This window comes from uncultured Jannaschia sp., from assembly GCF_947503795.1.
GTDB lineage: Bacteria > Pseudomonadota > Alphaproteobacteria > Rhodobacterales > Rhodobacteraceae > Jannaschia.
In genome coordinates, this window is the sequence record NZ_CANNEZ010000001.1 from 1867247 (window position 1) to 1891732 (window position 24486).

The 24486-nt window shown below is 63.1% G+C and carries 23 protein-coding genes and 3 tRNA genes; 18 read left to right on the plus strand and 8 right to left on the minus strand.

Annotated features, from left to right (window positions below; translation table 11 throughout):
- Positions 1 to 46: 46 nt before the first annotated feature.
- From Q0833_RS09760 to Q0833_RS09775, 4 genes are read left to right on the plus strand one after another with little or no spacing between them, the layout of a single operon-like run.
- Positions 47 to 904 (plus strand): ABC transporter permease, encoded by an 858-nt coding sequence (locus tag Q0833_RS09760; protein ID WP_298433322.1) that lies wholly within the window; start codon positions 47 to 49, stop codon positions 902 to 904.
- Entirely contained in the window at positions 904 to 1701 is a 798-nt protein-coding gene (locus Q0833_RS09765) for an ABC transporter permease (protein WP_298433325.1), read from the plus strand. Before Q0833_RS09760 ends, Q0833_RS09765 begins: the two co-directional genes overlap by 1 nt.
- Complete coding sequence (locus tag Q0833_RS09770; RefSeq protein WP_298433328.1) at positions 1698 to 2768, plus strand: ABC transporter ATP-binding protein; 1071 nt, start codon at positions 1698 to 1700, stop codon at positions 2766 to 2768. Before Q0833_RS09765 ends, Q0833_RS09770 begins: the two co-directional genes overlap by 4 nt.
- A 10-nt stretch (positions 2769 to 2778) precedes the next feature.
- Entirely contained in the window at positions 2779 to 3240 is a 462-nt protein-coding gene (locus Q0833_RS09775; RefSeq protein WP_298433331.1) for an SH3 domain-containing protein, read from the plus strand.
- A 165-nt stretch (positions 3241 to 3405) separates the two neighbouring features.
- Here Q0833_RS09775 and rnd read toward each other — a convergent pair whose 3' ends face one another.
- From rnd to purM, 3 genes are read right to left on the minus strand one after another with little or no spacing between them, the layout of a single operon-like run.
- Complete coding sequence (gene rnd, locus Q0833_RS09780; protein WP_298435082.1) at positions 3406 to 4566, minus strand: ribonuclease D; 1161 nt, start codon at positions 4564 to 4566, stop codon at positions 3406 to 3408.
- 45 nt (positions 4567 to 4611) lie between these two features.
- Entirely contained in the window at positions 4612 to 5217 is a 606-nt protein-coding gene (gene purN, locus Q0833_RS09785) for a phosphoribosylglycinamide formyltransferase (RefSeq protein ID WP_298433334.1), read from the minus strand.
- Entirely contained in the window at positions 5214 to 6263 is a 1050-nt protein-coding gene (gene purM, locus Q0833_RS09790) for a phosphoribosylformylglycinamidine cyclo-ligase (RefSeq protein ID WP_298433337.1), read from the minus strand. Before purM ends, purN begins: the two co-directional genes overlap by 4 nt.
- 119 nt (positions 6264 to 6382) lie before the next feature.
- Between purM and Q0833_RS09795 the strand changes: the two genes are divergently transcribed.
- The gene (locus Q0833_RS09795; protein ID WP_298433340.1) at positions 6383 to 7282 is read left to right on the plus strand and encodes a sterol desaturase family protein; all 900 of its coding nucleotides are present in this window, start codon (positions 6383 to 6385) and stop codon (positions 7280 to 7282) included.
- A gap of 4 nt (positions 7283 to 7286) precedes the next feature.
- On the opposite strand, the gene Q0833_RS09800 is transcribed toward Q0833_RS09795, so the two are convergent.
- Positions 7287 to 7484 (minus strand): hypothetical protein, encoded by a 198-nt coding sequence (locus Q0833_RS09800; RefSeq protein ID WP_298433343.1) that lies wholly within the window; start codon positions 7482 to 7484, stop codon positions 7287 to 7289.
- 120 nt (positions 7485 to 7604) lie between these two features.
- On the opposite strand from Q0833_RS09800, the gene Q0833_RS09805 reads away from it, so the two are divergent.
- Positions 7605 to 7681, plus strand: a tRNA-Ile gene (locus Q0833_RS09805).
- Positions 7682 to 7732: 51 nt separating this feature from the next.
- A complete protein-coding gene (locus Q0833_RS09810; protein ID WP_298433346.1) occupies positions 7733 to 8113 on the plus strand; it encodes a hypothetical protein in 381 nt (126 codons plus the stop codon).
- Positions 8114 to 8120: 7 nt separating this feature from the next.
- On the opposite strand, the gene Q0833_RS09815 is transcribed toward Q0833_RS09810, so the two are convergent.
- Positions 8121 to 9383, minus strand: coding sequence for an ATP-binding protein (locus Q0833_RS09815; RefSeq protein WP_298433349.1), 1263 nt, complete (start codon positions 9381 to 9383; stop codon positions 8121 to 8123).
- Between Q0833_RS09815 and Q0833_RS09820 the strand changes: the two genes are divergently transcribed.
- The 3 genes from Q0833_RS09820 (at position 9382) to Q0833_RS09830 (ending at position 11809) form a co-directional block, all read left to right on the plus strand.
- Positions 9382 to 10266, plus strand: a complete 885-nt coding sequence (locus Q0833_RS09820) for an MBL fold metallo-hydrolase (RefSeq protein WP_298433354.1) — start codon at positions 9382 to 9384, stop codon at positions 10264 to 10266. The genes Q0833_RS09815 and Q0833_RS09820 overlap by 2 nt on opposite strands.
- 58 nt (positions 10267 to 10324) lie before the next feature.
- Positions 10325 to 10399, plus strand: a tRNA-Asn gene (locus Q0833_RS09825).
- Positions 10400 to 10489: 90 nt separating this feature from the next.
- Entirely contained in the window at positions 10490 to 11809 is a 1320-nt protein-coding gene (locus tag Q0833_RS09830) for a tyrosine-type recombinase/integrase (RefSeq protein WP_298433357.1), read from the plus strand.
- A gap of 198 nt (positions 11810 to 12007) precedes the next feature.
- Here Q0833_RS09830 and Q0833_RS09835 read toward each other — a convergent pair whose 3' ends face one another.
- Both Q0833_RS09835 and Q0833_RS09840 read right to left on the minus strand, forming a co-directional pair.
- A complete protein-coding gene (locus Q0833_RS09835) occupies positions 12008 to 12484 on the minus strand; it encodes a hypothetical protein (protein ID WP_298433360.1) in 477 nt (158 codons plus the stop codon).
- 802 nt (positions 12485 to 13286) lie between these two features.
- Positions 13287 to 13922, minus strand: coding sequence for a recombinase family protein (locus Q0833_RS09840; protein ID WP_298433363.1), 636 nt, complete (start codon positions 13920 to 13922; stop codon positions 13287 to 13289).
- 231 nt (positions 13923 to 14153) lie between these two features.
- Between Q0833_RS09840 and Q0833_RS09845 the strand changes: the two genes are divergently transcribed.
- The 8 genes from Q0833_RS09845 (at position 14154) to Q0833_RS09880 (ending at position 22894) form a co-directional block, all read left to right on the plus strand.
- Complete coding sequence (locus Q0833_RS09845) at positions 14154 to 14477, plus strand: hypothetical protein (RefSeq protein ID WP_298433366.1); 324 nt, start codon at positions 14154 to 14156, stop codon at positions 14475 to 14477.
- Between the two features lie 206 nt (positions 14478 to 14683).
- Entirely contained in the window at positions 14684 to 16249 is a 1566-nt protein-coding gene (locus tag Q0833_RS09850) for a class I SAM-dependent DNA methyltransferase (protein WP_298433369.1), read from the plus strand.
- The gene (locus Q0833_RS09855) at positions 16246 to 17493 is read left to right on the plus strand and encodes a restriction endonuclease subunit S (protein ID WP_298433373.1); all 1248 of its coding nucleotides are present in this window, start codon (positions 16246 to 16248) and stop codon (positions 17491 to 17493) included. The genes Q0833_RS09850 and Q0833_RS09855 overlap by 4 nt, the downstream gene beginning before the upstream one ends.
- The gene (locus Q0833_RS09860) at positions 17490 to 18065 is read left to right on the plus strand and encodes a hypothetical protein (RefSeq protein ID WP_298433376.1); all 576 of its coding nucleotides are present in this window, start codon (positions 17490 to 17492) and stop codon (positions 18063 to 18065) included. Before Q0833_RS09855 ends, Q0833_RS09860 begins: the two co-directional genes overlap by 4 nt.
- Positions 18062 to 21226, plus strand: coding sequence for a type I restriction endonuclease subunit R (locus tag Q0833_RS09865; RefSeq protein WP_298433379.1), 3165 nt, complete (start codon positions 18062 to 18064; stop codon positions 21224 to 21226). The genes Q0833_RS09860 and Q0833_RS09865 overlap by 4 nt, the downstream gene beginning before the upstream one ends.
- Before the next feature lie 114 nt (positions 21227 to 21340).
- Positions 21341 to 22012 (plus strand): DUF4145 domain-containing protein, encoded by a 672-nt coding sequence (locus Q0833_RS09870; protein WP_298433382.1) that lies wholly within the window; start codon positions 21341 to 21343, stop codon positions 22010 to 22012.
- A 278-nt stretch (positions 22013 to 22290) separates the two neighbouring features.
- Positions 22291 to 22364: transfer RNA gene (locus tag Q0833_RS09875), tRNA-Gly, on the plus strand.
- A 47-nt stretch (positions 22365 to 22411) separates the two neighbouring features.
- Positions 22412 to 22894, plus strand: coding sequence for a thioesterase family protein (locus Q0833_RS09880; RefSeq protein ID WP_298433385.1), 483 nt, complete (start codon positions 22412 to 22414; stop codon positions 22892 to 22894).
- A gap of 1 nt (position 22895) precedes the next feature.
- On the opposite strand, the gene pgi is transcribed toward Q0833_RS09880, so the two are convergent.
- Positions 22896 to 24485 carry a glucose-6-phosphate isomerase gene (pgi, locus tag Q0833_RS09885; RefSeq protein WP_298433388.1) on the minus strand — a complete coding sequence of 530 codons (1590 nt, stop codon included), beginning with the start codon at positions 24483 to 24485 and terminating at the stop codon, positions 22896 to 22898.
- Position 24486: the final 1 nt, after the last annotated feature.

The window sequence follows — 24486 nt, forward strand, 5'->3', positions numbered from 1 at the left end:
TGCCCCGCCGCCGCGCCATCGTGGCACGGACGAACCGGGGGCGCCGTTGCAACAGGACACCAAACGCGGACTGACGCTCATCGCGCCGCCGCTCGTCTATGCGCTGGCTTTGCTGGCCGGGCCGCTCGCCGCCATCGTCGTCTTCAGCTTCTGGACGCAGGACTACCTTACGATCGACCGGACGCTGACGCTGGCCAACTACCGCGAGGCGCTGACCGACCCGATCTACCGCACGATCATGGCCCGCTCGCTCTGGATCAGCGGGGCGGTCACGGTGATCACGGTCATCCTCGCCTTCCCGGTCGCCTATTACGTCAGCTTCCGCGTCCGGCCCGACCGCAAGTCGCTCTGGCTCTTCCTCATCACGATCCCGTTCTGGACCAGCTACCTGCTGCGCATTTTCCTCTGGAAGGTGATCCTCGGATATAACGGCGTGCTCAACTCGTCGCTGACGGGGCTCGGCATCATCGACGAGCCGCTGACCTTCATCCTCTACAACGCCAACGCCGTCATCATCACGCTCAGCCACGCCTTCGCGCCCTTCGCGATCCTGCCGATCTTCGTGGCACTGGAAAAGATCGACCGCTCGCTTCTCGAAGCGTCGCGCGACCTGGGCGAGACGGCGATCACCACCTTCTTTCGCGTCACCCTGCCGCTCGCCGCGCCGGGCGTGGTCGCGGCACTCCTGATCGTGTTCATCCCGACCGTCGGCGACTACGTCACCCCCGCACAGGTCGGCGGCCCCGGCGGGCTGATGATCGCCAACATGATCCAGACGCAGTTCCTCGGGCTCAACAACGCCCCGATGGGCGCGACGCTCGCTGTGATCGCGATGGCGCTCGTGACGGTCATCGCGCTGGCGACCGTGTGGCTCGCGCGCAGGCTGGCGGGGGGCCGCTCCTGATGCTGCGTCTCTATGTGCTCGCCTTCCTCGTGTTCCTCTACGCACCGATCCTGCTGCTGCCGCTCTTTGCCTTCAACGACGGCACGGTCATCGCCTTCCCGCTCGACGGGTTCACCACCCGCTGGTTTTCGGAGCTCTGGGTCAATTCCGAGCTGCACCGCGCGCTCTTCAATTCGCTCTGGGTCGCGGCCATCGCAGCCGTCCTCTCGGTCCTGCTAGGCCTCGCGGCGGCGCGCGCGAACGTCCGCTACCGCTTTCCCGGCAAGGCGGCGGCGATGGGCCTCATCATGCTGCCGCTGGTCCTGCCGGAGATCATTGTCGCGACATCCCTCCTCGTGGTGGCGGTGCGGCTTCTGGGCTGGGACCTCTCGCTCTGGACCGTGGTCGCGGCCCATGTCCTGATCTGCACGCCCTTCGCCATCGCGATCCTCAACGCCAGCTTCCAGGCCCTCGACCCCGCGCTCGAGGAGGCCGCGGTCGATCTCGGCTGCACCCGCCCCGAGACGTTCCGCCTCATTACCCTGCCCCTCGTGATGCCGGGGATCGTCGCGGCCCTGCTGATCTCCTTCACCATCTCGCTCGACGAGTTCATCATTGCCTTCTTCCTGACCGGCTCGGATCCCACGCTCCCGGTCTATATCTGGTCGCTCCTGCGCTTTCCCCGTCTCATCCCGGTGGTCATGGCGCTGGGCACGATCCTCGTCATCCTCTCGATCCTCATCCTCACCCTCGCCGAATGGAACCGCCGCCGCGGCCTCGCGCGCGCGGGCGTCAAAGACACCGGAGGCTTCCTGTGACGGAACCGCTGATCCGCCTGCGCGGCATCCAGAAGTACTACGGCGACTACCATGCGCTGCGCGGCGTCGATCTCGATATCGCGCCAGGCGAATTCTTCTCGCTTCTGGGGCCGTCGGGCTGCGGCAAGACCACCCTCCTGCGCGTGATCGCGGGGTTCGAGGGCGTGAGCGAGGGGACCGTGATGATCGGCGGGCAGGACATGACCAAGGTCTCGCCCAACAAGCGGCCGACCAACATGGTGTTCCAATCCTACGCGATCTTCCCCCATCTAAGCGTCGGGCAGAACGTGGCCTTCGGGCTGCGCCGGGCCGAGGGCAGCGCCACCGAGAAGGATGCGCGCGTGGCCGAGGCGCTCGATATGGTGGGGCTGGGCGGTTATGGCGACAGGGCCGCCCACGCGCTCTCGGGCGGGCAGCGGCAGCGCGTGGCACTGGCCCGCGCCCTCGTCCTCAGGCCGAAGGTCCTCCTGCTGGACGAGCCGCTGAGCGCGCTCGACAAAAAGATGCGCGAGCAGATGCAGGTCGAATTGATCCGTCTGCAACGCCAGGTCGGCATCACCTTCATCCTGGTCACCCACGACCAGGAAGAGGCGCTGGTCATGTCCGACCGCATCGCCGTCATGTTCGAGGGCGACGTGGCCCAGATCGCCGAGGCCGAGGCGCTCTATCGCCGCCCCGTCGACCGCCGCGTGGCCGAGTTCATCGGTGTGATGAATTTCCTGCCCGCCGCGATCTCGGGCGACCGGGTCGAGGTGGCGGGCCTGGGCGCCATGTCACTGAGCGAGCTGCAATCGACCGCCCGCACCGACGGCGACACGGTCGCGGGGTTCCGGCCCGAGACGGCGACGCTGCTCTTCGACGGGCAGACCGCGCCCGACCGCGAGGCCCATGGCACCGTCGCCGAAGTCGTCTATTACGGCGACATGACCTACTACGATGTCCATCTCGACGGCGCGGACCGCCCGGTCCGCATTTCCATGCGCAACGTCTTCGGGCGGCCCGTGCTCGACATCGGCGCGCCGGCCCGCCTCGCGTGGTCGCCGGGCGCCGTCACCCTGTTCCGCTGAAGGGATGCCCATGCGCCGCCTCCTCGCCGTCCTCGCCCTCGCCCTCCTCCCCGCCATCGCGGGGGCGCAGGGGCTCTACGTCAAGAATACCGAGGACGGCTATCTGAACCTCCGCTCCGGTCCCGGAACCCGCCACGAGATCCTGCGCCGCCTCAGCCCCGGCGCCCGCGTCGAGATCCGCGAGACGGTCGGCCGCTGGGCGCGTGTCGAGCTGCCGGACGGCACGTTCGGTTGGGTCTCGGCCACCTATCTCGAGCGCGAGCGCCCGGCGGGCGCGCAGATCCTCTTCGTCAAACAGACGAATGACGGATATCTCAACTTCCGGTCGGGACCCGGCACCGATCGTCCGATCCTGCGCCGCATCTATCCCGGCGACCGGCTGGAGGTGATCAGCCGCGCGGATCGCTGGGTTCAGGTCCGTCACCCGACGGGCGCGGTCGGCTGGGTCCACGGCGCCTACGTGGCGCCCTGACGGGTCCGTCGCACCTGCAGAGCGCGGCCAGCTTCACTCGAATAATGCGCCCCCCGACATCGCAAGCTTCGACGCGCCAGGATTATTCGTACGAATAATCTTGGCGCCCGCGCGCTCCGCATCTTGCGCTTTGGCCTGTGACGGCCAAACGCCGGATCGCGCGGCTCAATCCAGCGGGACGATCCGGACCTCGTGCCCCTTGCAGGCCAACGCGATCTCGCCCTCGCACAGCCGGAGCGCGTCGTCACCGAAGACCTCGCCGCGCCAGCCGCGCGCCCAGTCGCCATCGCGCGTGCCCGAGGCGATGTCGTCGAGATCGGAGGCCGTGGCGATCAGCTTCTGGGCCACGCCCGCCTGCTCGGCCTTGGCCTTCACCAGCACCCGCAGGAGATCGGCCAGCGCACCGTTGATCTGGTCCCGCGCCTTCTGGCGCGGCACCGGTGGCAGCTCCTCCTTCGGAACGGCCATCCCGGCCGCCACGGCGGCGAGGATGCCGTCGGCGATCGCGCCCTTCCGCGCCTCGCGCAACAGAAGCCGTGCCTTCGAAAGCTCGCCCATGTCCTTCGGCTTCATCGCTGCCAGCTCCAGCAGCGCGTCGTCCTTGTAGATCCGGGTCCGCGGGATGTTCGCGCTCTGGGCATGGCTCTCGCGGAAGGCGGCCAGTTCGCGCGCGACGGCGACATAGCGCGCGTTCGGGTTGCGCATCTTCAGGCGCTTCCACGCCTCGCGCGGCTCGACCCGGTAGGTCGCGGGATCGCGCAGGACGTCCATCTCCTCCTCGACCCAGCCGGTGCGCCCGGTCTTCTCCAGCTCGGCGGCGAGATATTCGTAGATCACACGCAGATGCGTCACGTCGGCCAGCGCGTAGGTCTTCTGCGCGTCCGAAAGCGGTCGGCGCGACCAGTCGGTGAAGCGCGAGGACTTGTCGATTTGCGCCTTCGCGACCTTGCGGGCCAGCGTCTCGTAGCCGACCTGTTCGCCGAAGCCGCAGACCATTGCCGCGACCTGGGTGTCAAAGAGCGGGGCCGGGATCGTGTCGCCTTCGATGGCGAAGATCTCGAGGTCCTGACGGGCGGCGTGGAACACCTTCACCACGCCCGCATCGCGAAAGAGATCGTAGAGCGGGGTGAGGTCGATGCCCTCGGCCAGCGGATCGACCAGCACGGCATCGGTCTCGCCATCGCCGGGATAGGCGAGCTGCACGAGGCACAGCTTGGAATAATAGGTCCGTTCGCGGAGGAATTCGGTGTCGACGGTCACGTAGGGCGCGGTGGCCGCCTGGTCGCAGAAGGTGCGAAGCGCGTCCGTGGTGGAAAGCGTCGTAATGGAAGAGTCGGAAATGGGAGCACCTATCGAATGGGTTCGCCCGGTCTAATCCATTCCCTCCGGAGGGGGAAGATCGATGCGGCCCGTCTCGCCCGCCGCAACGCGACGCAGGACGGCCGGGTAGAGCCGGTGTTCCTGCACCAAGACACGCGCGGCCAGCGTCTCGGGCGTGTCGCCGGGCCGGACCGGCACGCGCGCCTGTCCCAGCACCGGCCCGCCGTCGAGTTCGGCCGTCACCTCGTGCACCGAACACCCGGCCTCGGCATCGCCGGCAGCGATGGCGCGCGCATGGGTGTCGAGCCCCGGATAGAGCGGCAGGAGCGAGGGGTGAATATTCAATACCCGCCCCGCCCAGCGCGCCGTGAAGGCGGGCGTCAGGATGCGCATGAATCCGGCGAGGCAGATGATGTCGGGTGCGGCGGCCTCCAGCGTCTCAGTCAGGCGCATCTCGAAGCCCGCACGGTCAGCGAAGTCGCGGTGATCGACGACGGCCGTCTCGATCCCCAGCGCCGCCGCCTTGGCGAGCCCGCCTGCGCCTGAATCGTTGGCCAGCACGAGGACCGGGCGCGCGGGATGGTCGCCCCGCATGTCCTCGGCCAAGCGGACCATGTTCGACCCGCCGCCCGAGATCAGGATCGCGACGCGTTTCACCAGCCGGGCTGGCCCGAATAGGTCACCCCCGGCGTCGCCGTGACCGTGCCGATGGGCGACACCGTCTCGCCCGCCCCGGCCAGGAGGTCGGCCACGGCCTCGGCGCGGTCGGCGGCCACGACCACGACCATCCCGATGCCGCAGTTGAAGGTCTTGAGCATCTCGGCCTCGGCGATGCCGCCCGCGCGGGCGAGCCAGCCGAAGACCGGCGGCGCGGTCCATGCCGAGAGGTCGATCGCGGCCCCCAGCCCGTCCGCCAACACTCGGGGCAGGTTCTCGGTCAGCCCGCCGCCGGTGATATGAGCCAGCGCGTGGACACCGCCCGCCCGGATCGCGTCCAGCACCGGCCGCACGTAGAGCCGCGTCGGCACCAGCAGCGCCGCGCCCAAGGGCCCGTCCGCGAAGGGCGCGGGATCGTCCCATCCGAAGCCGGCCGCTTCGGCCACGCGGCGCACGAGGCTGAAGCCGTTGGAATGGACGCCGTCGGACGCGAGACCCAGCAGAACGTCGCCCTCGACCACGCCCGCGGGCAGGTCCGCGCCCCGCTCCATCGCGCCGACCGCGAAGCCCGCGAGGTCGAAATCGCCGCCCGCATACATCCCCGGCATCTCGGCCGTCTCGCCCCCGATCAGCGCGGCCCCGGACGCCGCACAGCCCCGCGCGATGCCCTCGATGATCCGCGCGGCGGCCTCGGTCTCGAGCTTGCCGGTCGCGAAATAATCCAGAAAGAACAATGGCTCCGCGCCTTGGCAGACCAGATCGTTGACGCACATCGCCACGAGGTCGACGCCCACCCCGTCCAGGTCCCCCGTGTCGATGGCCAGCCGCAGCTTGGTGCCGACGCCGTCGGTCGCCGCCACGAGGATCGGGTCGGAATAGCCCGCCGCCTTCAGGTCGAACAGCGCGCCGAACCCGCCCAGACCCGCCATAGTGCCGGGCCGTTCGGTGGCCTTCGCGGCGGGTTTGATCCGGTCCACCAGCGCGTTCCCCGCGTCGATATCGACCCCCGCATCCGCGTAAGTCAGTCCCGCCTTGCCATCGCCCATGAACGCCCCCTGTCCGGTCGCCCGCGACCTAGCAGGCACCCGGCGGCGCGGCAACGGGCGCACTTGACGGCGATGGCGGCGATGCGCACCCATGACGCCCAAGACGGTCGGAGCGCGCAATGGATTGGCAGTCGATCTACGGGGCGGTGTTCGGGATGGGCGAGGTGATCGCGCCGGAATACCTCCTGATCTGCCTCGTCGTGGGCTTCCTGCTTTGGCGGCGGCGCAAGCCCGGCATCGGGTTCTGGGCGTGGTTCACCCCGCGCCGCATCTGGACGCACCGTTCGCACCGCCTCGACCTCGCGCTCTTCGGGATGAGCCGTCTTCTGATGATGTCCGGCCTGCTCGCGCGTCTCACGGTGACGCCGGTCGTCGCACTCGCACTGGCCGACGCCATGGGCACGGGCGCGCGCGAGGATGTCGCTCCCTGGGTTCTGGCCGCGCTGGCCTTCGTGGCGATGGATTTCGCGAAATACTGGCTGCACCGCGTCTTGCACGGCTCGCGGCGGCTCTGGCCGATCCATGCGCTGCACCATTCCGCAGAGGTGATGACCCCGATCACCACCTACCGGCAGCACCCGCTCTGGATCATGGCCAGCACCATGATCCTGACCGCGCTTCTGGGCGTGGTGCTGGGCCTCGTGGTCGGCACGCTGGCGCCCGACGCCACCATGACCGAGGTCGCGGGCATCAACGCCTTCATCGTGCTGGCCAATGCCGGCCTCGCGACGTTCCACCACAGCCATGTCTGGATCGGCTTCGGCCCGGTGCTCGAGCGGATCGTGATCTCGCCCGCGATGCACCAGATCCACCATTCGACCCGCCCGGAGCATCACGATCGCAATTTCGGCGAAACGCTCGCGATCTGGGACTGGGCCTTCGGCACGCTCTACCTCACGCGGGGCGAGGAGGACGTGGCCTTCGGCCTCGAGGGACGGGACGGCCGCGATTACGCCGCCCACGGAATCGGGACCGCGCTGATCCTGCCGTTGCGGCGCCTGATGGCTCCGCGCGGCTAGGTCGTCACTGGCCTGCGGCCCCTGCGCCGGCCCCCGCGCCCGTCGCTGCGGCGATGCCCGCGATAATCAGCACGATGGCCGCGACGATGATGCCCGCATCGCTGCCGCCGCCGGACGGCGCCGGAGCTGCCACCACCCCGGCATTGGCCTGCGGCACCGAGAGACTGGCTGCGAGAAGCCCCGCGCAAACGATCTTTTTCATGATATTCCCCGAGAAGTTGCGTGACTGCAGGCTAACGCTCGATGCGGCCGTACAACAAGGAATACCTGCAGGCGCGCCGCGCTTGACCCCGTGGCCGCATCTGCTAGCCCGGTTTCCGGCGGGCCTGTAGCTCAATTGGTTAGAGCAGGGCGCTCATAACGCCTTGGTTGCGGGTTCAAGTCCTGCCGGGCCTACCAACCGCCCCGCCGGTTCATCGGATGGCAACCCTTTCGTGGTGTCCTCGACCGATGATCCGCCGCGTCCGCCCCCCGATCCTCGCGCTCGCCCTCGCCCTAGCGGCCTGCGGCGGGCCGGACGGCATTTCCGTCACGCCGGTCACGCTTTCGTCGCGCGACATCGGGGCCGCGACGGCCCATGTGACGGCCCGGATGCGCCGTCCCGAACAGGTCCAGTTCCGCGCGCCCCGGGGGTTTCGCACCCGCGCGGGCGACACGATCCTCTGCGGTGAATACGACGCGGCGATCGGACCCGACGACTGGGCCGGGTTCGCGCCGTACTACGTCCGCCTTCGCGCGGGCGTCGTGCCTGTTGCGCATCTGGGCGACGGGCTCGGCGGCCCCGCCTGCGCCGCCGCGCGGCGTGGGCGCGTCAGATTGGCGCCGGGCTGATCCTGCCTCAGCGCGGCAGGATGATCTCGGCCTTCAACCCACCCATCTCGGACGTGCCGAGCCGCAGCGATCCGCCATGGGCGCGCGCCACGTCGCGCACGATGCTCAGGCCCAGCCCGACATTCCCGCGCGTGTTCGTGCGCGCCGTGTCCAGCCGCGCGAACGGGCGCACGGCATCGGCGCGGCGGTCCTCAGGAATGCCGGGGCCATCATCCTCGACCGTGACGACGATCGTGCCGTCGGTGGCCGCAACCTCGACGCGCGCCCGCGTGCCGTAGGACATCGCGTTCCCGACCAGGTTCGCGACCGCCCGCCGCATGCCGTCGGGGAAAAGATCGGCCTCCACCGGATCGCCCGCGACGACGACCCCGCCGCTTGGGCTGGCCGCCTCGGTCGCCTCGCGGACCAGCGCCAGCACCTCGGTCGCCTGCCGGATGTCGCCCGCATCCTCGCGCGCGAAATCGAGGAACGTGTCGATGATCCGCTCCATCGCGGCCACGTCGCGCGACAGCGCGTCGGCTTCGTCGCCCTCCATCATCGACAGCTCCAGCTTCATCCGCGTCAACGGCGTCCGCAGGTCGTGGCTCACCCCCGACAGCAGCAGCGTCCGCTGCTCGATATGTCGCTCGATCCGCGCCCGCATCGCCAGGAACGCCGTGCCCGCCGCCCGCACCTCGGTCGACCCCGTAGGCCAATAGGCGATGTCCTGCCCCCGCCCGAACCCTTCGGCTGCGCGCGCCAGCCGCCGGATCGGCCGGATCTGGCCGCGCATGAACAGAAGGCTGATCGCGGTCATCATGATCGCCACCCCGAACATCAGCACCAGAAGCTGGTGCGGGTTCGAGGCCGACACGCTGCTCCGCGCGAATTCGAGGCCCGTCCCGTCGGCGAAGCGCAGCGCCACGCTGCGGCGGTCCGATACCGTGTCGATGGCCACAAGGTCCGGGAACATCTCGGCCATCCGCTCGCGCATCGCCCGACCCGACAGGTCCCAGGGCCGGATCTGCGTCACCTCCGGCCCGTCCACCGCCGCGATCCCGAGACTCTCGCCTAGCTCCGGCCGGGCCCGAACCAGTGCGATCTCGCGCGACATATTGGACGTCATCTGCACCGTGACGTCCTCGTAATGGCGTTGCAGGAACATCAGCGCCACGGCAAGCTGCAGCACGATGATCGGCACGATCAGGATCAGGAGCGCGCGCCAGTAGAAGCTGCGCGGCAGCCAGCGCCGGGACGCGGCGCGGTGGGCAAGATCGGGAGGCGCAGCCATGACCGAGGACTACCGCGCGACGCCCTCGGGCGAAAGCCGCCTGCGCCGCATCGTCGCGCCGAATCCCTCGCCGATGACGCAAGCCGGGACGAACAGTTACATCCTCGGCCATGACCGGCTGGCCGTGATCGACCCCGGCCCCGCGATCCCGGCCCATATCGAGGCCCTGTACGATGCCATCGGCGGCCGCCCGGTCGCCGCGATCCTCGTCACCCATTCCCATCTCGACCATTCCCCGGCGGCCCGCCCGCTGGCCGGCCGCGTGGATGCGCCCGTGCTCGCCTTCGGCCCCTCGGATGCCGGCCAGTCCGAGACGATGCGCCGCTTGCCGAATCTCGACGGCGGCGAAGGGGTCGACCACGACTTCGCGCCCGACGCGCGGCTCTCGGACGGCGACACGATCGCAGGCGACGGCTGGACGCTGCGCGCGATCCACACACCAGGCCACATGGCCAACCACCTGTCCTTCCACTGGGTGGAGGCCGCCGCGACCTTCACGGGCGACACCGTGATGGGCTGGGCCAGCACGATGATTTCGCCGCCGGACGGCGATCTCGGCCAGTTCATGCGAAGCCTCGACCGGCTCGAGGCCCTCGGCGCCGCACGCTTCCATCCCGGCCATGGCGACGCCGTCGACGCCCCCGGCCCCCGCTGCGCCGCGCTGCGCGCACATCGCCGCGACCGCGAGGCCGCGATCCTCGCAATCCTCGAGACAAGCAACACGGTCGAAGGCATCGTCGCCGCGGTCTACCATGACACGCCCCCGGCCCTGCACGCCGCCGCCGCGCGCAACGTCCTCGCCCACCTGATCCACCTCGCCGAACGCGGCGCCGTCGCCCCGGACGGTCCCATCGGCCCGGACGCACGTTGGCGCCGCCGGTGATTTTTCCCACGCCCCTCTTGCGCGCCGCGCCCGGCCTCGCTAATCCCGCCCTCGGTATTCCGGCGTAGCTCAGCGGTAGAGCAGTTGACTGTTAATCAATTGGTCGTAGGTTCGATCCCTACCGCCGGAGCCAATTATTCCTCTTAGACCCCTTTTTTCCTTGTGTTCAAGGGGGTTTGCTGTTGTTCACGACACACAGCAGAACACACAAGAGGACACACAGATGGCCCTGCAAACGAAGATCAAGCACATCGATAAGCGACCGAATGGGGTGCTTCGTTTTCGTCGCCGCTTCCCTAAGGATGTCGCTGAGGCGCTGGGCGAAGGGTTCCTGCAAGTGCATATCCGCAACACGGAGGGGCTGGCCTTTCATCGGGAGTATCAGGAGGTCATGGCCGAGTTCGACCGGATGGTCCGACAGACCCGTGAGGAGCTACAGCGCCACGGCAACGACCACCGGACCACCCAGCAGAAGTGGCATGATGCCCTGATAACTCGTGCAGGCCTCACCTCAAACGTCGTTGGGCTGGACCCGGATGACCCTGAGACGGGCCGGATGATCTTCGAGACCATGAGAACCAAGCCTGACCCGATGCTGACCAAGGCTCTCCTCGACCCTGAGGCCCCTGCACCCAAGGTCACCCTCATGGACGCCTTCAAGCTCTACCGGCAGGACAAGCGTATCGAGGAAGGCAGCAAGCAGGGCGTGGACCTGAGCCGTGTGTCTGCCCGTGTAGAGGCTGCTCTGGGTGACCCCGACAAGGTGGCCCTAGAGGACATGACCGTCGATCACAGACGCCGCTATCTCGACCACATGCTCAACGCCAAGAAGGCTGATGGCACCACCATCGCTCTGGGGTCTGCCAAGAGGGAGACGAACATCGTGGTGGCCGTCGTCAACCACGCCCTCAAGGAGATGGACATCGCGGCGATGAACCGGTTCGCTGACCTCCCATGGCCCAAGGAGCAGAAGCTGGCGGTGGACAAGAAGCTGCCCCTACCGGATGACCTTGTGTCGAGCATAGAGGCCCGCCTGAGTGAGAACCTGAGGCCCCTGTGGGTGCTGCTGAGAGGCACCGGGATGCGCCTTGGAGAGGCCGTGGGTCTCGTCACAGACGACATCGTCCTCGACGGAGAGACCCCTCATGTCCTCATCCGCCCCAACTCCATCCGCACCGTGAAGACAGCTTCAAGTGTCCGTTCTGTGCCCCTCGTCGGAGAGGCCCTGAGAGCCGTCAGGGAGGCCCTCGAAGGTGCCCCGTTGGGTTTCCCTATCTTCCCCCGCTATGGCCGTCCTCGTGGCGCTGACGCAGCCTCTGCAGCCCTGATGAAGGTGGTGAGGGATGTCACCCCCGACACCCGGTTCACCGTCCATGGTCTCCGTCACCGAGTGAGCGACAAGCTGCGTGATGCTGGGGCACCTGTAGAGGTCCGTTACGGCTTCCTCGGGCATGCCAATCAGGCCGTCGCTGAGACGACCTACGGGTCACCGAAGGCGAGGCTCAAGGAGTTCCAAAAGTGGGCTGTGAAGGCTGCCCTGTAGTAGCCACGAAGAGGCCTTCTGTTCGAGAGATTATTTTGCTCGTTGGGTGGCCGATATTCGCCCTTGCTCCGGATGACACGGACTGCATCGTGGTCAAATCGGATAAGATTGGTGAGCATTTTGACCGCCTTTCGGGCATAACAAAGCCTCCGCCGATGGACCGACAAGGGCGCGTTGAATTGCAGAGAAAGCTGCGCGTCATGAGGACAGCGGGATGCCTTCGGGCTCATTTCCGGACCGAACCGCCGCCATGTATCGCTTGATCGAGAGACCGTAGAACTTCTTGGTATATGCGTTCGCGGCCTTAGCGATGTTCATCCGACCATCAGCACGCGGCGGCTGCATGTGTATGTCAGGGTCTGTCAGGATGTTCCTAAGACCAGCATCATACGGGATAAACTCCAGGATGTGCTTCATTACCCCAAGGCGTTCCTGCGGGGGCGCTGAGTAGACCATCTCAGCTAACCGCTGGGCGCGCTCATAGTGCCGCCGCGAGCGTTCTCTGTTCTCGAAACTACGGTTGCCCCGTGAGGCGTTCTTCTGGCACGCCCGTGAGCAATAGCTTTGGTTGAGCCTCTGGGGCGTGAAAGCGGTGGTGCATCCGGGGCACTCGATGGTGCGGGCTTCATCCGCAGAAGGGATGAGCATGCCAATGGGATCGACAGCGTCGAACATAAAGGGTTCCTTTCGGTGGTGATGGGGAGATGCGAAGGTGGGAGGTCTTGACCGTCGAAGACGGACCTCCTTGCTGGAGGTGCATGTGAAGATGCGCCTGATAATCACCTGAGGAACTCAGGGGCGCTTCAGCATGCCTTTCATGGGCAGCGTTCACATGGCGACTTCGTCCTTGGAGACCCAAGGAGATGATGAAGTTCGAACATGCTCGCTAAGCTGGCTTAGGGGCTTTGGTCTTCGCCGCGATCAGCGGCAATGGGTCTTCACTTGATAGAGTGCAAGCTCAGGGCCATGCAGCGAAGCTGGAGCAAGCTGAGGGTTCACCATTAAGATTTGGCTTCGTTCGCGGAGGCGAAGCCGGAGCACCTAGAGGGACACATTACATGTACGGAGGCGGATTACCTACCGGTGCACCTGAAGGAGTATACACTACGTGTGCGGAGGCGGATTGTCGGACAAGCGTTGGGGCTGCGGGATGTATTGATCGCACCCCCTTGAAGAGGTGTGCCCAAAAAGAAAACCACCACGGAAGCCCAGCGACCGCGTTCGAGGGAAACGCTCGGGCTAGTCTTCTCTGCTAGGGGGCGGGTTAATCCTGGTATGTATCAGAATACCCGAACCGCCCGTGTCGAAGCTGCTGGGTCAGTGTCACGGCCTTCTGGGCAAGTATGGGGGTTAATCGCCCTAGTATGTGGGCGGGCGCGCGTCGAGACACTGCAGCGCAGGGGCACGGTTCTCTAGGGGCCATAGTGGGGGTGATTTACCTCTATGGTGCGGGTTATTTGTAACCCATTTATTTTGCTCACATCCCCCAACGGGCCAAAGCGGCCTCGGCTTCGGCCATATCGCCCCTGATGCGAAGGACCGTCTGGCGGCTCAATCCCGCCGCTCGGGCCACCTCTGAGGTGCCCGCTCCGGTGCCCGTCATGTCCCGCACGAGGTTCAACTGGTCGCGATCATAGCTGGGCTTGCGGCCTCGATAGGCCTCGGGCTTCTTGGTCTTGGCGTGCTCGATACCGGCGCGCTGGGCCTCCTTCGTTGCCTCAGCCTGAGCCTGAGCGGTGGCAGCCATGAAGGCGATGAGCGCGTCCCTCACAGCCTGCTGCGTCGGGTCGGTGGTCGCCCCGTCGAAGGTCATGGAGTTGATCACCGTGCGTATCGTCACGCCCTGTCGCATGAAGTGCCGAATGGTATCCGTCACGTCCTGATAGTTCCGCCCGAGGCGGTCCACCCAGCGCACCACAAGGGTGTCCCCCCGGCGGAGCTTGTCGAACAGACGGCGTCCCTCAGGTCTCTCTGACAAGTTGGTGGAGACACCGGACTGCCCGTGGTCTGCGATCACTTCGTCGATGGTGAAGCCTGCTTTGCGTGCCTGTGCGACCTGATGGTCGAGCGTCTGGTCGGCAGTAGAGACGCGGGCATAAAAGATAATGGTCATGGTGTTCCTCGGAGGGTGTTCGTTTGGGTGATGACCGTTGAGTATGCTGTCCGAAACACCAAGTAAACCCTAACGGACACTCCTGCGACCGCTCCTCGAGATGACCGCTGAGGTATACCCTAACGAGCACATGAGAAGTTGTGAGCCTTCCCACATCTCTAGATCGAAATCATCTACTATTACGATGAACGGGCAACTCTCGCTCAAATTCGCGACACAAAGGAAAGTTTTATGGCGAAAAGAACGACAAAGAAGCGGGCCAAACTGCTTGCAGAGCTTGAGCATCTCATTGGAAAGAACTGCTACAACGGCAACATCCAGAACTGGGGTCCCGGTGGCGTTTACGAAGGCGAAGGAAGGGGCTTTCGCTATCCCTTAACTATGATTGATGAGAACGGCGATAAACGCCGAAGAAAGTATCCCCCCGCTTCGGATGTGCCCCCTGAAATGCTCGCAACCGGATACTATGCCTTCGGTGCAAACAGGCTGCACATCATCGATGCTCTGGACGAAGTGCTGAGGCATCTTGAGACGGATTATGGCTTGAAGCTCTAGTAGTGTGCCCCCACGGGGGGAATACTGTGGCCTTTTTATTTATCTTGGCCTCTCAGATTTTTGTGATGAAACAAAAGCAGCCTCCATCACAGCAGTCAAGATCGGTTCGTCAAACATCTCCAGACCTTATTGGCTCAACCGCGAGGCTCGTGCTACGGTTGTTTTTGGGGACTAACACCCAGTTTAATTTAAGATGAGGGACGAGCATGGTCGATGGAGATGTGGAGAAAAGGCTTTGGTCTGCAGCGGACCAGCTATGGGCCAACACAGGCCTGAAGCCGAGCGAATTTTCGACCCCTGTCCTCGGCCTGATTTTCCTCCGCTATGCTGAAAAGCGGTTCGCCATCGCTGAGGATCGAATTGGTCCGGTTGGCTCGGGCAATCGCCGCAAGGTTAGCAAGGCAGACTATGACGCAGAGGGCGTGATCTTTCTCCGCCCCGAGGCTCGCTTCAGCCACCTTCAGTCATTGACCGAGAGCGACGACATCGGGAAAGTCATCAACGAGGCGATGCAGGGCATCGAGGAAGATAACCCCGACCTCGCCGGTGCCCTGCCCAAGACCTACACCGACCTCGGCAACAACGTGTTGGTCGAGCTGATACGCCTCCTTGCGCCCATCGACCTGACCGGTGACGCTTTCGGCAAGGTCTATGAATACTTCCTCGGCAACTTCGCCATGAAGGAAGGCCAGAAGGGCGGCGTCTTTTATACACCTGAAAGCATCGTAAAATTGATCGTTGAGATCATGGAGCCTTACCACGGGCGCATCCTCGACCCGGCCTGTGGCTCTGGCGGCATGTTCGTCATGTCAGCGAACTTCGTGGAGCGTCACGGAATGACGCCGTCCAGTGAGATCAGCATCTACGGGGTCGAGAAGGACCGCGTCACCGTCAACCTCAACAAGATGAACCTCGCCGTCCATGGCCTTTCAGGCGACGTGCGCGAGGCCAACACCTACGCCACCGACATCAAGCAGCTCTTCCCGAGGGTCTTTGACGAACGCGGCGGATTCGACTTCGTCATGGCCAATCCCCCGTTCAACGTCTCGGGTCTCCGCAAGGATGACCTGGAGGGCGACTGGCGGTTCCCCTTCGGCATCCCTAGGCCCGACAACGCGAACTACCTCTGGATACAGGTGTTCCACGCCGCGCTGAATGATCAGGGCCGCGCGGGCTTCGTCATGGCGAACTCGGCGGGCGATGCGCGGGGCAGCGAGCAACTGATCCGGCAAAGGCTGATCGAGGATGGCAGCACCGATGTCATCGTCTCAGTTGGGCCGAACATGTTCTACACGGTCACCTTGCCCTGCACGCTGTGGTTCTTCGATAAGGGCAAACGCGGGACGGAGCGCGAGGACACCGTTCTGTTCCTCGACGCCCGGTCCCTCTACCGCCAGATCGACCGCGCCCACCGGGACTTCCTGCCGGAGCAGATCGAGCTGCTGTCGAACATCGTGCGGCTCCACCGGGGCGAGGCGGTGGAGCTTGAGGCGGGCAGCGCGGAGCTGCTGGCCGAGCATGGGCTGGACGCGGGCTATGCGGACGTGCCTGGCCTGTGCAAACGCGCCACGCGGGCCGAGATCGAGGCGCAGGGCTGGAGCCTGAACCCCGGACGCTATGTCGGAGCCGCTGCTCGGGCGGAGGAGGATGTGGACTTCGTGGTGCGCTTCGAGGAACTGAACGAGGAACTGGTGCAGCTGAACGCCGAGGCGGCGGCGCTGGAGGAACAGATTGCAGAGAACGCGGCAGTGGTGCTGGAGGCCGCTAGATGAGGCCAAGCGCGGATGAGTGGGCCGAGATCGAACTGGGGCAACTCGGGTCGATAGTGACCGGCAGGACCCCTCCAAAAGCTGAACCTGAGCTGTTCGGGTCTGACTATCCGTTCTTCACTCCATCCGACATGAGCTATGGTGACCGTTCGCCGCCAACTAATCGTTTCATATCGAACGATGGGGCCCGACGATTCCGACGCATCCGGTTGCCGACTGGATCGACATGCTTTGTCTGCATTGGCGCAACCATCGGCAAGGCGTGTCTGACATCTCATCCGAGCTTCACCAACCAACAGCTCAACAGCATCATCCCTGACGATAAGCGGCACGATCCGCGTTTCGTCTACTACCTGCTGGTATCAGTTGCCGACGACATCAAAGCTCTCGCATCCGGTGCTGCGACGCCGATCATAAACAAATCCTCGTTCTCGGCGTTCAAAGTAAAGGTGCCATCCCTCCCCACCCAACAGCGCATCGCGGCGATCCTCTCGGCCTATGACGACCTGATCGAGACCAACACGCGCCGCATCGCGATCCTCGAAGAGATGGCCCGGCGGCTCTACGAAGAATGGTTCGTCCACTTCCGCTTTCCGGGGCACGACGAAACGGCGTTTGAGAAAAGGCCGGTCTCGGATTTGGCAGAGATAGTTCGTGGGCGTTCCTACAAGAGTTCAGAGTTGGTCGCGGAAGGCGGCAGGCCATTCGTGAACTTAAAGTGCGTCAATCGAGACGGTGGCTTTCGGCGCGACGGATTAAAGCGATATGAGGGCCGCTTCAAAGAACAGCAATTGGTGTCCAGTGGCGACATTGTTATGGGGGTGACTGACATGACCCAAGAGCGTCGAATTGTTGCGCGTGCGGCACTCGTTCCGGAGTTGGGGGATGTTGATGGACTGATCTCTATGGACCTTGTGAAGATAGTTCCCAAGCCGCCAACTACCAATGTATTCCTCTATGCGGCCTTGCGTTGGTCTGACTTCGCCGAGAACGTAAAGAACCATGCGACCGGCGCGAACGTGCTGCACCTCCATCCTGACCGCATCAGCGAATACCTCATGCCACTTCCCCCAGTGGAGTATCAGCAAAGGTTTGCGTCTGTGGCTGCGCCGATCATTGAAGAGATCGAGCTTCTCGAACAGAAAAGCGCCAACCTCCGCGCTCAACGCGAGCTGCTTCTGCCGAGGCTGGTCTCCGGCGAGATCGACGTGAGTGGGGCGGAAAACGCCATGGAGGCTGCAGAATGAGCGAAAGTGATCACTTTTCGGGCGGGGTCAAAAAACTAGCACAAAAAATCCGCCAGAGATCATCTGATCTTTCGCCATTTTTAAACGGGGTGGACGCATTCACGGCTGAATTGCAAGGAATACCAGACAGAACTTATCTGAACAAAGCCACGCTCCATAAAATCGCAAAAGAAAAAAGCCCACGCAAGGCCGATCTAGTATTTAACAATTCAGATGAAGCGATAGAGAGGATTACAGCTTTAGCATTTTCGCTGAATGAAGACGCCAAGTCTATGCAGTTGCTGTGCGTTTTGGATGGCGTAAATGTTCCGACAGCATCGGCAATACTGAGCTGGATGTTTCCTGAAAAATGGCCTGTCATCGACCAGAGGGCTTGGCGGGTTCTTTACAACGCCGAGATCGTCAATACTCGCGAAGACGGGATAGGACTGGGTGTGCCACAATGGAACGAATACATGAAAGCCGTTCGGGAATTGCATCGGGCCATTCCTGATCTTGCGAAAACACCGCAGCAAGTTGACCGCTTACTTTTCGGCCTCGATATTTTGACAGCAAATGAAGGCGATGCATGACCCCAACCGACCAAGCCCACGACTATGGAGAGGAAGCTGCGATCGAGCAGCCCGCCATCCAGTTGTTCGCGGACTTGGGTTGGGAAACGGTGAACCTTTACCACGAGTGGAACAGCGGTGGCTCGACGGAGGGACGCGAAAGCGAAGCTCAGGTCATTCTTGAAGACCGCCTTCGTGGTTCTCTTGAACGGCTCAACCCCGACCTGCCCCCAGCGGCCATCGCTCAGGTGATCGAAGAGGTGACCCGCGAACGGTCCCGCATGGTGCCTGTGAACGCCAATCAAGAACTGTGGCGGTTGATGCGCGAAGGGGTGAAGGTCAAGGTCTCCAACCCGCGCGGTGGACAGGAAACCAAGACCGCCAAGGTGATCGACTGGCGGAACCCCGAGGCGAACAGCTATCTCCTCGCCTCTCAGTTCTGGGTGAAGGGCGAAATGCACCGCCGACGGCCCGACCTTATCGGGTTTGTGAACGGCATCCCTTTGGTGCTCGTTGAGCTGAAAAAGCCGAGCGCCCCGGTGAAGTCGGCCTATGATGACAACCTGACCGACTATCGCGACACCATCCCGCATGTCTTCACGCCGAACGCCTTTGTCATCCTGTCCAATGGCATCGAGACAAAGGTCGGCAGCACCTTCGCCCCTTGGCAGTTTTTCAATGAGTGGAAGCGGATAAACGACGAAGGTGAAGAAGGCGTTGTTTCGCTGGAGACGGTTATCCGTGGTCTCTGTGCACCAGACAAGCTGCTCGATGTCGTCGAGAACTTCATCGTCTTCGAAGAGGAGAAGTCGGGTCTGGTCAAGAAGCTGGCCAAGAACCACCAATTCCTGGGGGTCAACCGTGCCATCGTCGAAGTCATCACCTCGAAGGAGCGGCCCAAGGGAGAAGCTGGACGGCTTGGTGTCTTCTGGCACACGCAGGGCAGCGGCAAGTCTCTATCCATGGTCTTCTTCTGTCAGAAGATACTGAGGACCGTTCCGGGCAATTGGACCTTCGTGATCGTTACTGACCGGAATGAATTGGACGAGCAGCTCTACAAGACGTTCTTGGCGGTTGGGGCCGTGACCAATACTGAGGTGCATGCTGAAAGTGGAGCACATCTGAAGCAGCTGCTGTCGGCAGACCACCGCTACGTCTTCACCTTGATCCAGAAGTTCGGGACCAAGGACGGAGCGGCCTACCCAAAGCTCTCGGACCGGCAAGACATCATCGTCATCACCGACGAGGCGCACCGCACGCAGTATGACACGCTGGCCCTCAACATGCGGAACGCGCTCCCTAACGCTGCCTTCCTCGGCTTCACCGGGACGCCCCTGATGGCTGGAGAGGAGCGCACGCGCGAGGTCTTTGGTGACTACATCTCGATCTACAACTTCGCCCAGTCCATCGCCGATGGCGCTACTGTTCCGCTCTACTACGAGAACCGCATACCTGAGTTGCAACTGACCAATGAGGCGCTGGGCGATGACTTGGAGCAGTTGCTGGAAGACGCTGACTTGGACGAAGAGCAGGCTCTCAAGGTCGAGCGTGAATTTGCCCGCGAATATCACCTGATCACGCGAGACGACCGCCTCGATGCCATCGCATCTGACCTCGTCAGGCATTTCGTTGGACGGGGCCTGAAGGCCAAGGCAATGATGGTTTGCATCGACAAAGCCACTGCCGTCAGAATGCACGACAAGGTTCGCGAGCAATGGGATATCTACCGAAAAGAGCTTGAAGCCCAGCTGGACAAAGCCCTAGAGGAAGAACGCCCTGCAATCGAAGCCATGATTGACTTGATGAAGACGACCGATATGGCCGTCGTCGTCTCTCAAAGCCAGAACGAGATCAAAGAGCTTGAAAACAAGGGCTTGGACATCCGTCCGCACCGTAAGCGTATCGTCGAAGAAGACCTCGATGAACGCTTCAAAGACGCCAACGACGACCTCCGCCTCGTCTTTGTCTGCGCGATGTGGATTACCGGGTTCGATGTGCCGTCCTGCTCCACTATCTACCTCGACAAGCCGATGAAGAACCACACGCTCATGCAGACTATCGCAAGAGCCAACCGGAACTTTCCGGGCAAGGAAGCAGGCGTCATCGTTGACTACGTCGGCGTCTTCCGGAACCTACAAAAAGCGTTGGCAATCTATGGCGGCGGCAACACCGGCTCTTCGGAACCCCCGATCAGAGACAAAAGCGATCTTGTCGAGTATCTCCGCCACATCATCGCGGCGACTTTGGGCTATATAAACGAACGCGGAGTAGACCCAACAGGCATAAAAACAGCTCAGGGTCTGGAAAAGGCCGCTCTCATCGGAGAAGCCGTTGAGAACCTAATCGAGACCGATGAGGCCAAACGCGAGTATCTGAGTAAAGCGCGGGCCGTCTCGCGGGTATATAAGGCCATCCTGCCCGACAGCGCCTCGACAGAATTCACTCCCGACGCTGTGTTGATCTCGGTTCTCGCGGAACGCATCCGGTCGCTAATGCCGAAACCGGACATCAGTGCAGTCATGCAGGACGTGGAAGACCTTCTCGACCGCTCGGTCGCCCCAATCCCATATGAGACGCCCGATGACGCCGAAGTGATCGACATCAGCCAAATCGACTTCGACAAGCTACGCGAAAAATTCGACACCGGAAAAAAGCGAACCGAGGCGGAAAGTCTTCGGGCGCTCTTGAGCCAGAAACTCAACGCCATGGTTGCAAGGAACCCGACGCGGGCCGATTTCTTGGAGCGATTTCAGAAGCTGATCGACGGCTACAACAACGACAGCCAAAATATCGAGGCATTCTTTCGAGCCCTGATCAAGCTGGCGGAAGACCTGACGGATGAAGAAAGAGAAACGGCCAGAGAGGGCCTTTCAGAAGAAGAGAAGGCGGTGTTCGACATTCTGACAAAACCGGAGCCCGAGCTTTCTGAGAAAGAAAAGGCCCAGGTCAAGACAGTCGCACGAAGCCTCTTGGAAAGGCTGAAGAAGGACAATCTCGTTTTGGACTGGCGAAACAAGCCGCAAACCAAAGGAGCCGTTAGGCAGTCGATTGAGATCGTTTTGGATGGGGGGCTGCCGGATGTATACGACGAGGACATCTTCAAAACCAAGTGCGATGCCCTCTACCGACATGTTTTCGAGGCCTATCACGGTGGCGGTCAAAGCATCTACGCCGCTGCGTAGTCTATCTTTTTTGAGTGGAACACTATGCCTTCACTAGCCGAAAAATTCGCAAAGTCCTTCGTTGGTGCACCAAAGCAAAAGTTCGTTTGCCCTACGTGCGGCCAGGGTCTCTTGGTGCCTGATGCTTCCACTTTCTTCGAGATCGAACCAGCATTCTCCAAACGGGCACATGGCCACGAGGCATGGGACCCCGACTGGATCACCAGAAGGTTCACCTTTCGGAGCATATGCAACGACGAGGAATGCGCCGAAATTGCAATCGTTTCTGGCCACGGCGGCGTAGAGCAAGGTTATGGGTATCATGGAGAGATGGAGTATTACGACTACAATCGCATCGAAACTTTCTTCCCAGCACCTCACCTAATCCCCATCCCCGAAAAGGCACCTTACGAAGTCGAAAAGCTTCTGAAGAAGTGCTTTGTTCTTTACTGGGTGGACACTTCGGCAGCTGCGAACGCGATGCGAGCTAGTCTAGAAGCGCTTATGGACGAGATGAAAGTGCCTACCTCCAAGAAAACAAAAGCGGGCAAAGTGGTCCCAATATATCTTCACGAGCGCATTCAGCTTTGGTCCGAAACCCATGAGGAATATGCGGACCTCTGCATTGCGCTGAAAGAAGTAGGAAACCTTGGCTCGCATGGGGAAACAGTTAGGGAAAAGCACTTCTTCGGGGCGCTTGAGATTTACTCGCATGTCGTGCAGCAGCTGTTCGAGAACAACGCCGCGAAGATGAAAGAACTGGCCGAGAATATCCGCTCCGAGATCAAGGGCAAGAAGAAGGTCTAGTAGCTTTGATGCTTCTTGCTGAACATGCCTTCTCCGATTTTTACGACACACAAAACGTGGCCATCACGACACACATGCCCTTCGCTACCACCAGTCAAAACATAAGTAAGCATCTGTTTCTATTGCATTACCGAGGGCGCGGCGAGACCTGATGCTTCCTACCGCCGGAGCCAACTTTCCCGACATCGCGATCCTCATGCGTCACGCGCGATCCACAGGCGCGCTTGCGATCTTTGCGCTTGCATCCACACCGGACGGGGTCTAGCACCACTCCCCGCGCGGGTATGGTGAAAAGGTATCACGCGAGCTTCCCAAGCTTAAGTTGCGGGTTCGATTCCCGCTACCCGCTCCACACGAAACCAACGGCTTAGAGGACGTTCTTCAGAAAATGGATGAACGATGACCCTGCCGTTCCTGACACCGTTGCCCGTCGATGCGCTGCGCCGCGCGGGCGTGCCGGAGCCCTTCGGGTTCGGCCATGCCGACAAGGTCCGCTTTCACGAGCTCGACGTGCTCGATCACGTCAACAACGCCCGCTATCTGAGCTGGTTCGAGACGCTGCGCATCGCCTATCTGCGCGCCTACGGCATTTCCGACTATACCGGACGGGAGGATCGCCCCGTGCTGGTCCTGAAGTCGGTTGCGGTCGACTACCACGCGCCGCTGCATCTCGAGGACGTCTACGTCGTCGCGGGCCGAACCCGCGCCTATCGCACCACGTCCTGGTTGATGGAATACGGCGTCTATGCGGGGGGTCGGTGCTGCGCGACGTCGCGGGCGGTGATCTGCCTGATGGAGGCCGACTTCACCACCAAACGCCCCCTGCCCGACGCCTACACCGCCGCATTCCGCGACCGCGACGGCGCGGCTTTCGAAGGCTGACTTAGCCGCGCCAGTCGCGCAACCGGTCCAGAAGCGCGCGCGTCGACGCGTCCTTGTCCGACGCATCGCCGCCCTCGACCAGCGGGCCGAGCGAGGTCGCGAGTTCCTTGCCCAGCTCCACGCCCCATTGGTCGAAGCTGTTGATCCCGAGGATCACGCCCTCGACGAAGACGCGGTGCTCGTAGAGCGCGAGGATCCCGCCCAGCACCGCTGGCGTGAGCTTGGGATAGATCAGCGTGGTCGAAGGGCGGTTGCCCTCGAAGACGCGATGCGCCGCCTGCCGGTCCAGTTCGGCGCCCTCGAACCGATCCCCGAGCAGGGCGCGCGCCTCCGCCAACGACCGCCCCTTCAGCAGCGCCTCGGACTGCGCGAGGCAGTTGGCGATCAGCAGGCGGTGATGGTGGTCCAGCTCGGGCTCGTGCCCTTCGGCGGCGACCATGAACTCGCAGGGCACCGGCACGCGGCCTTGGTGGATCAACTGGTAGAAGGCGTGCTGGCCATTGGTGCCCGGTTCGCCCCAGACGACGGGGCCCGCGGGTCCGTGCAGTGTCTCGCCGGCCATGGTCACGCCCTTGCCGTTCGATTCCATCTCGAGCTGTTGGAGATATGCGGGCAGTCGCGCCAGCCGGTTGTCATAGGGCAGGACGGCGCGGGTCGGATAGCCGCAGACCTGGTGGTTCCAGATCCCCACGAGCGCCAGCAGAACCGGCATGTTGCGCGCAAGCGGGGCCTCGCGGAAATGGTCGTCCATCTCACGCGCGCCGGCGAGGAACGCGTCGAAGGCATCGGACCCGATGGCGATCATCAGCGACAGGCCGATCGGCCCCCACACCGAGTAACGTCCGCCGACCCAATCCTCGAAGCCGAAGACGCGCGCGGGATCGATGCCGAAGGCGCCTGTCTTGTCCTCGGCCGTCGAAAGCGCGGCGAACTGCGCTGCCGGGTCCGTCACGGTCCGGCCCATCCAGGCCTTTGCGGTCTCGGCATTGGTCAGGGTCTCGATGGTCGTGAAGGTCTTCGACGCGACGATGACGAGCGTGGTCGCGGGGTCGAGATGCCTGGCCGTCTCGGCCCAGTCCGCGCCGTCGACATTCGACACGAAATGCGTGCGCGGCCCGTCATGATAGGGGGCGAGCGCCAGCGTCGCCATGGCCGGCCCGAGATCGGAGCCGCCGATGCCGATATTCACGACATCCGTGATCGCGCCGCCCGCCCCCGTGAAGCGTCCGCTGCGCACGTCTTCGGCGAAGTCACGCATCCGGGCCAGCGTGTCGCGCACGCCCTGCATCACGTCCGATCCGTCGACCGTGACGGGGCGCGTCCCCCGCAATGCGGTATGCAGAACGGCGCGGTCTTCGGTCTCGTTGATCTTGTCTCCACGGAACATCGCGTCCCGTCGTTCGGACACATCCTCGGCGAGGGACAACAGGCTGGACAGCGCGTCTGGCGTGATCGAGGACTTGGATGCATCGAACATAAAAGGGCCGATCGCGGCCGTCAGACCCGCATTTCGATTCTCATCCTTCAACAATTCCGTGATGGTGGCTCCGGTATGCCGCCGCAGGGATTCGATCTCGGTCCAGGCTTTCATC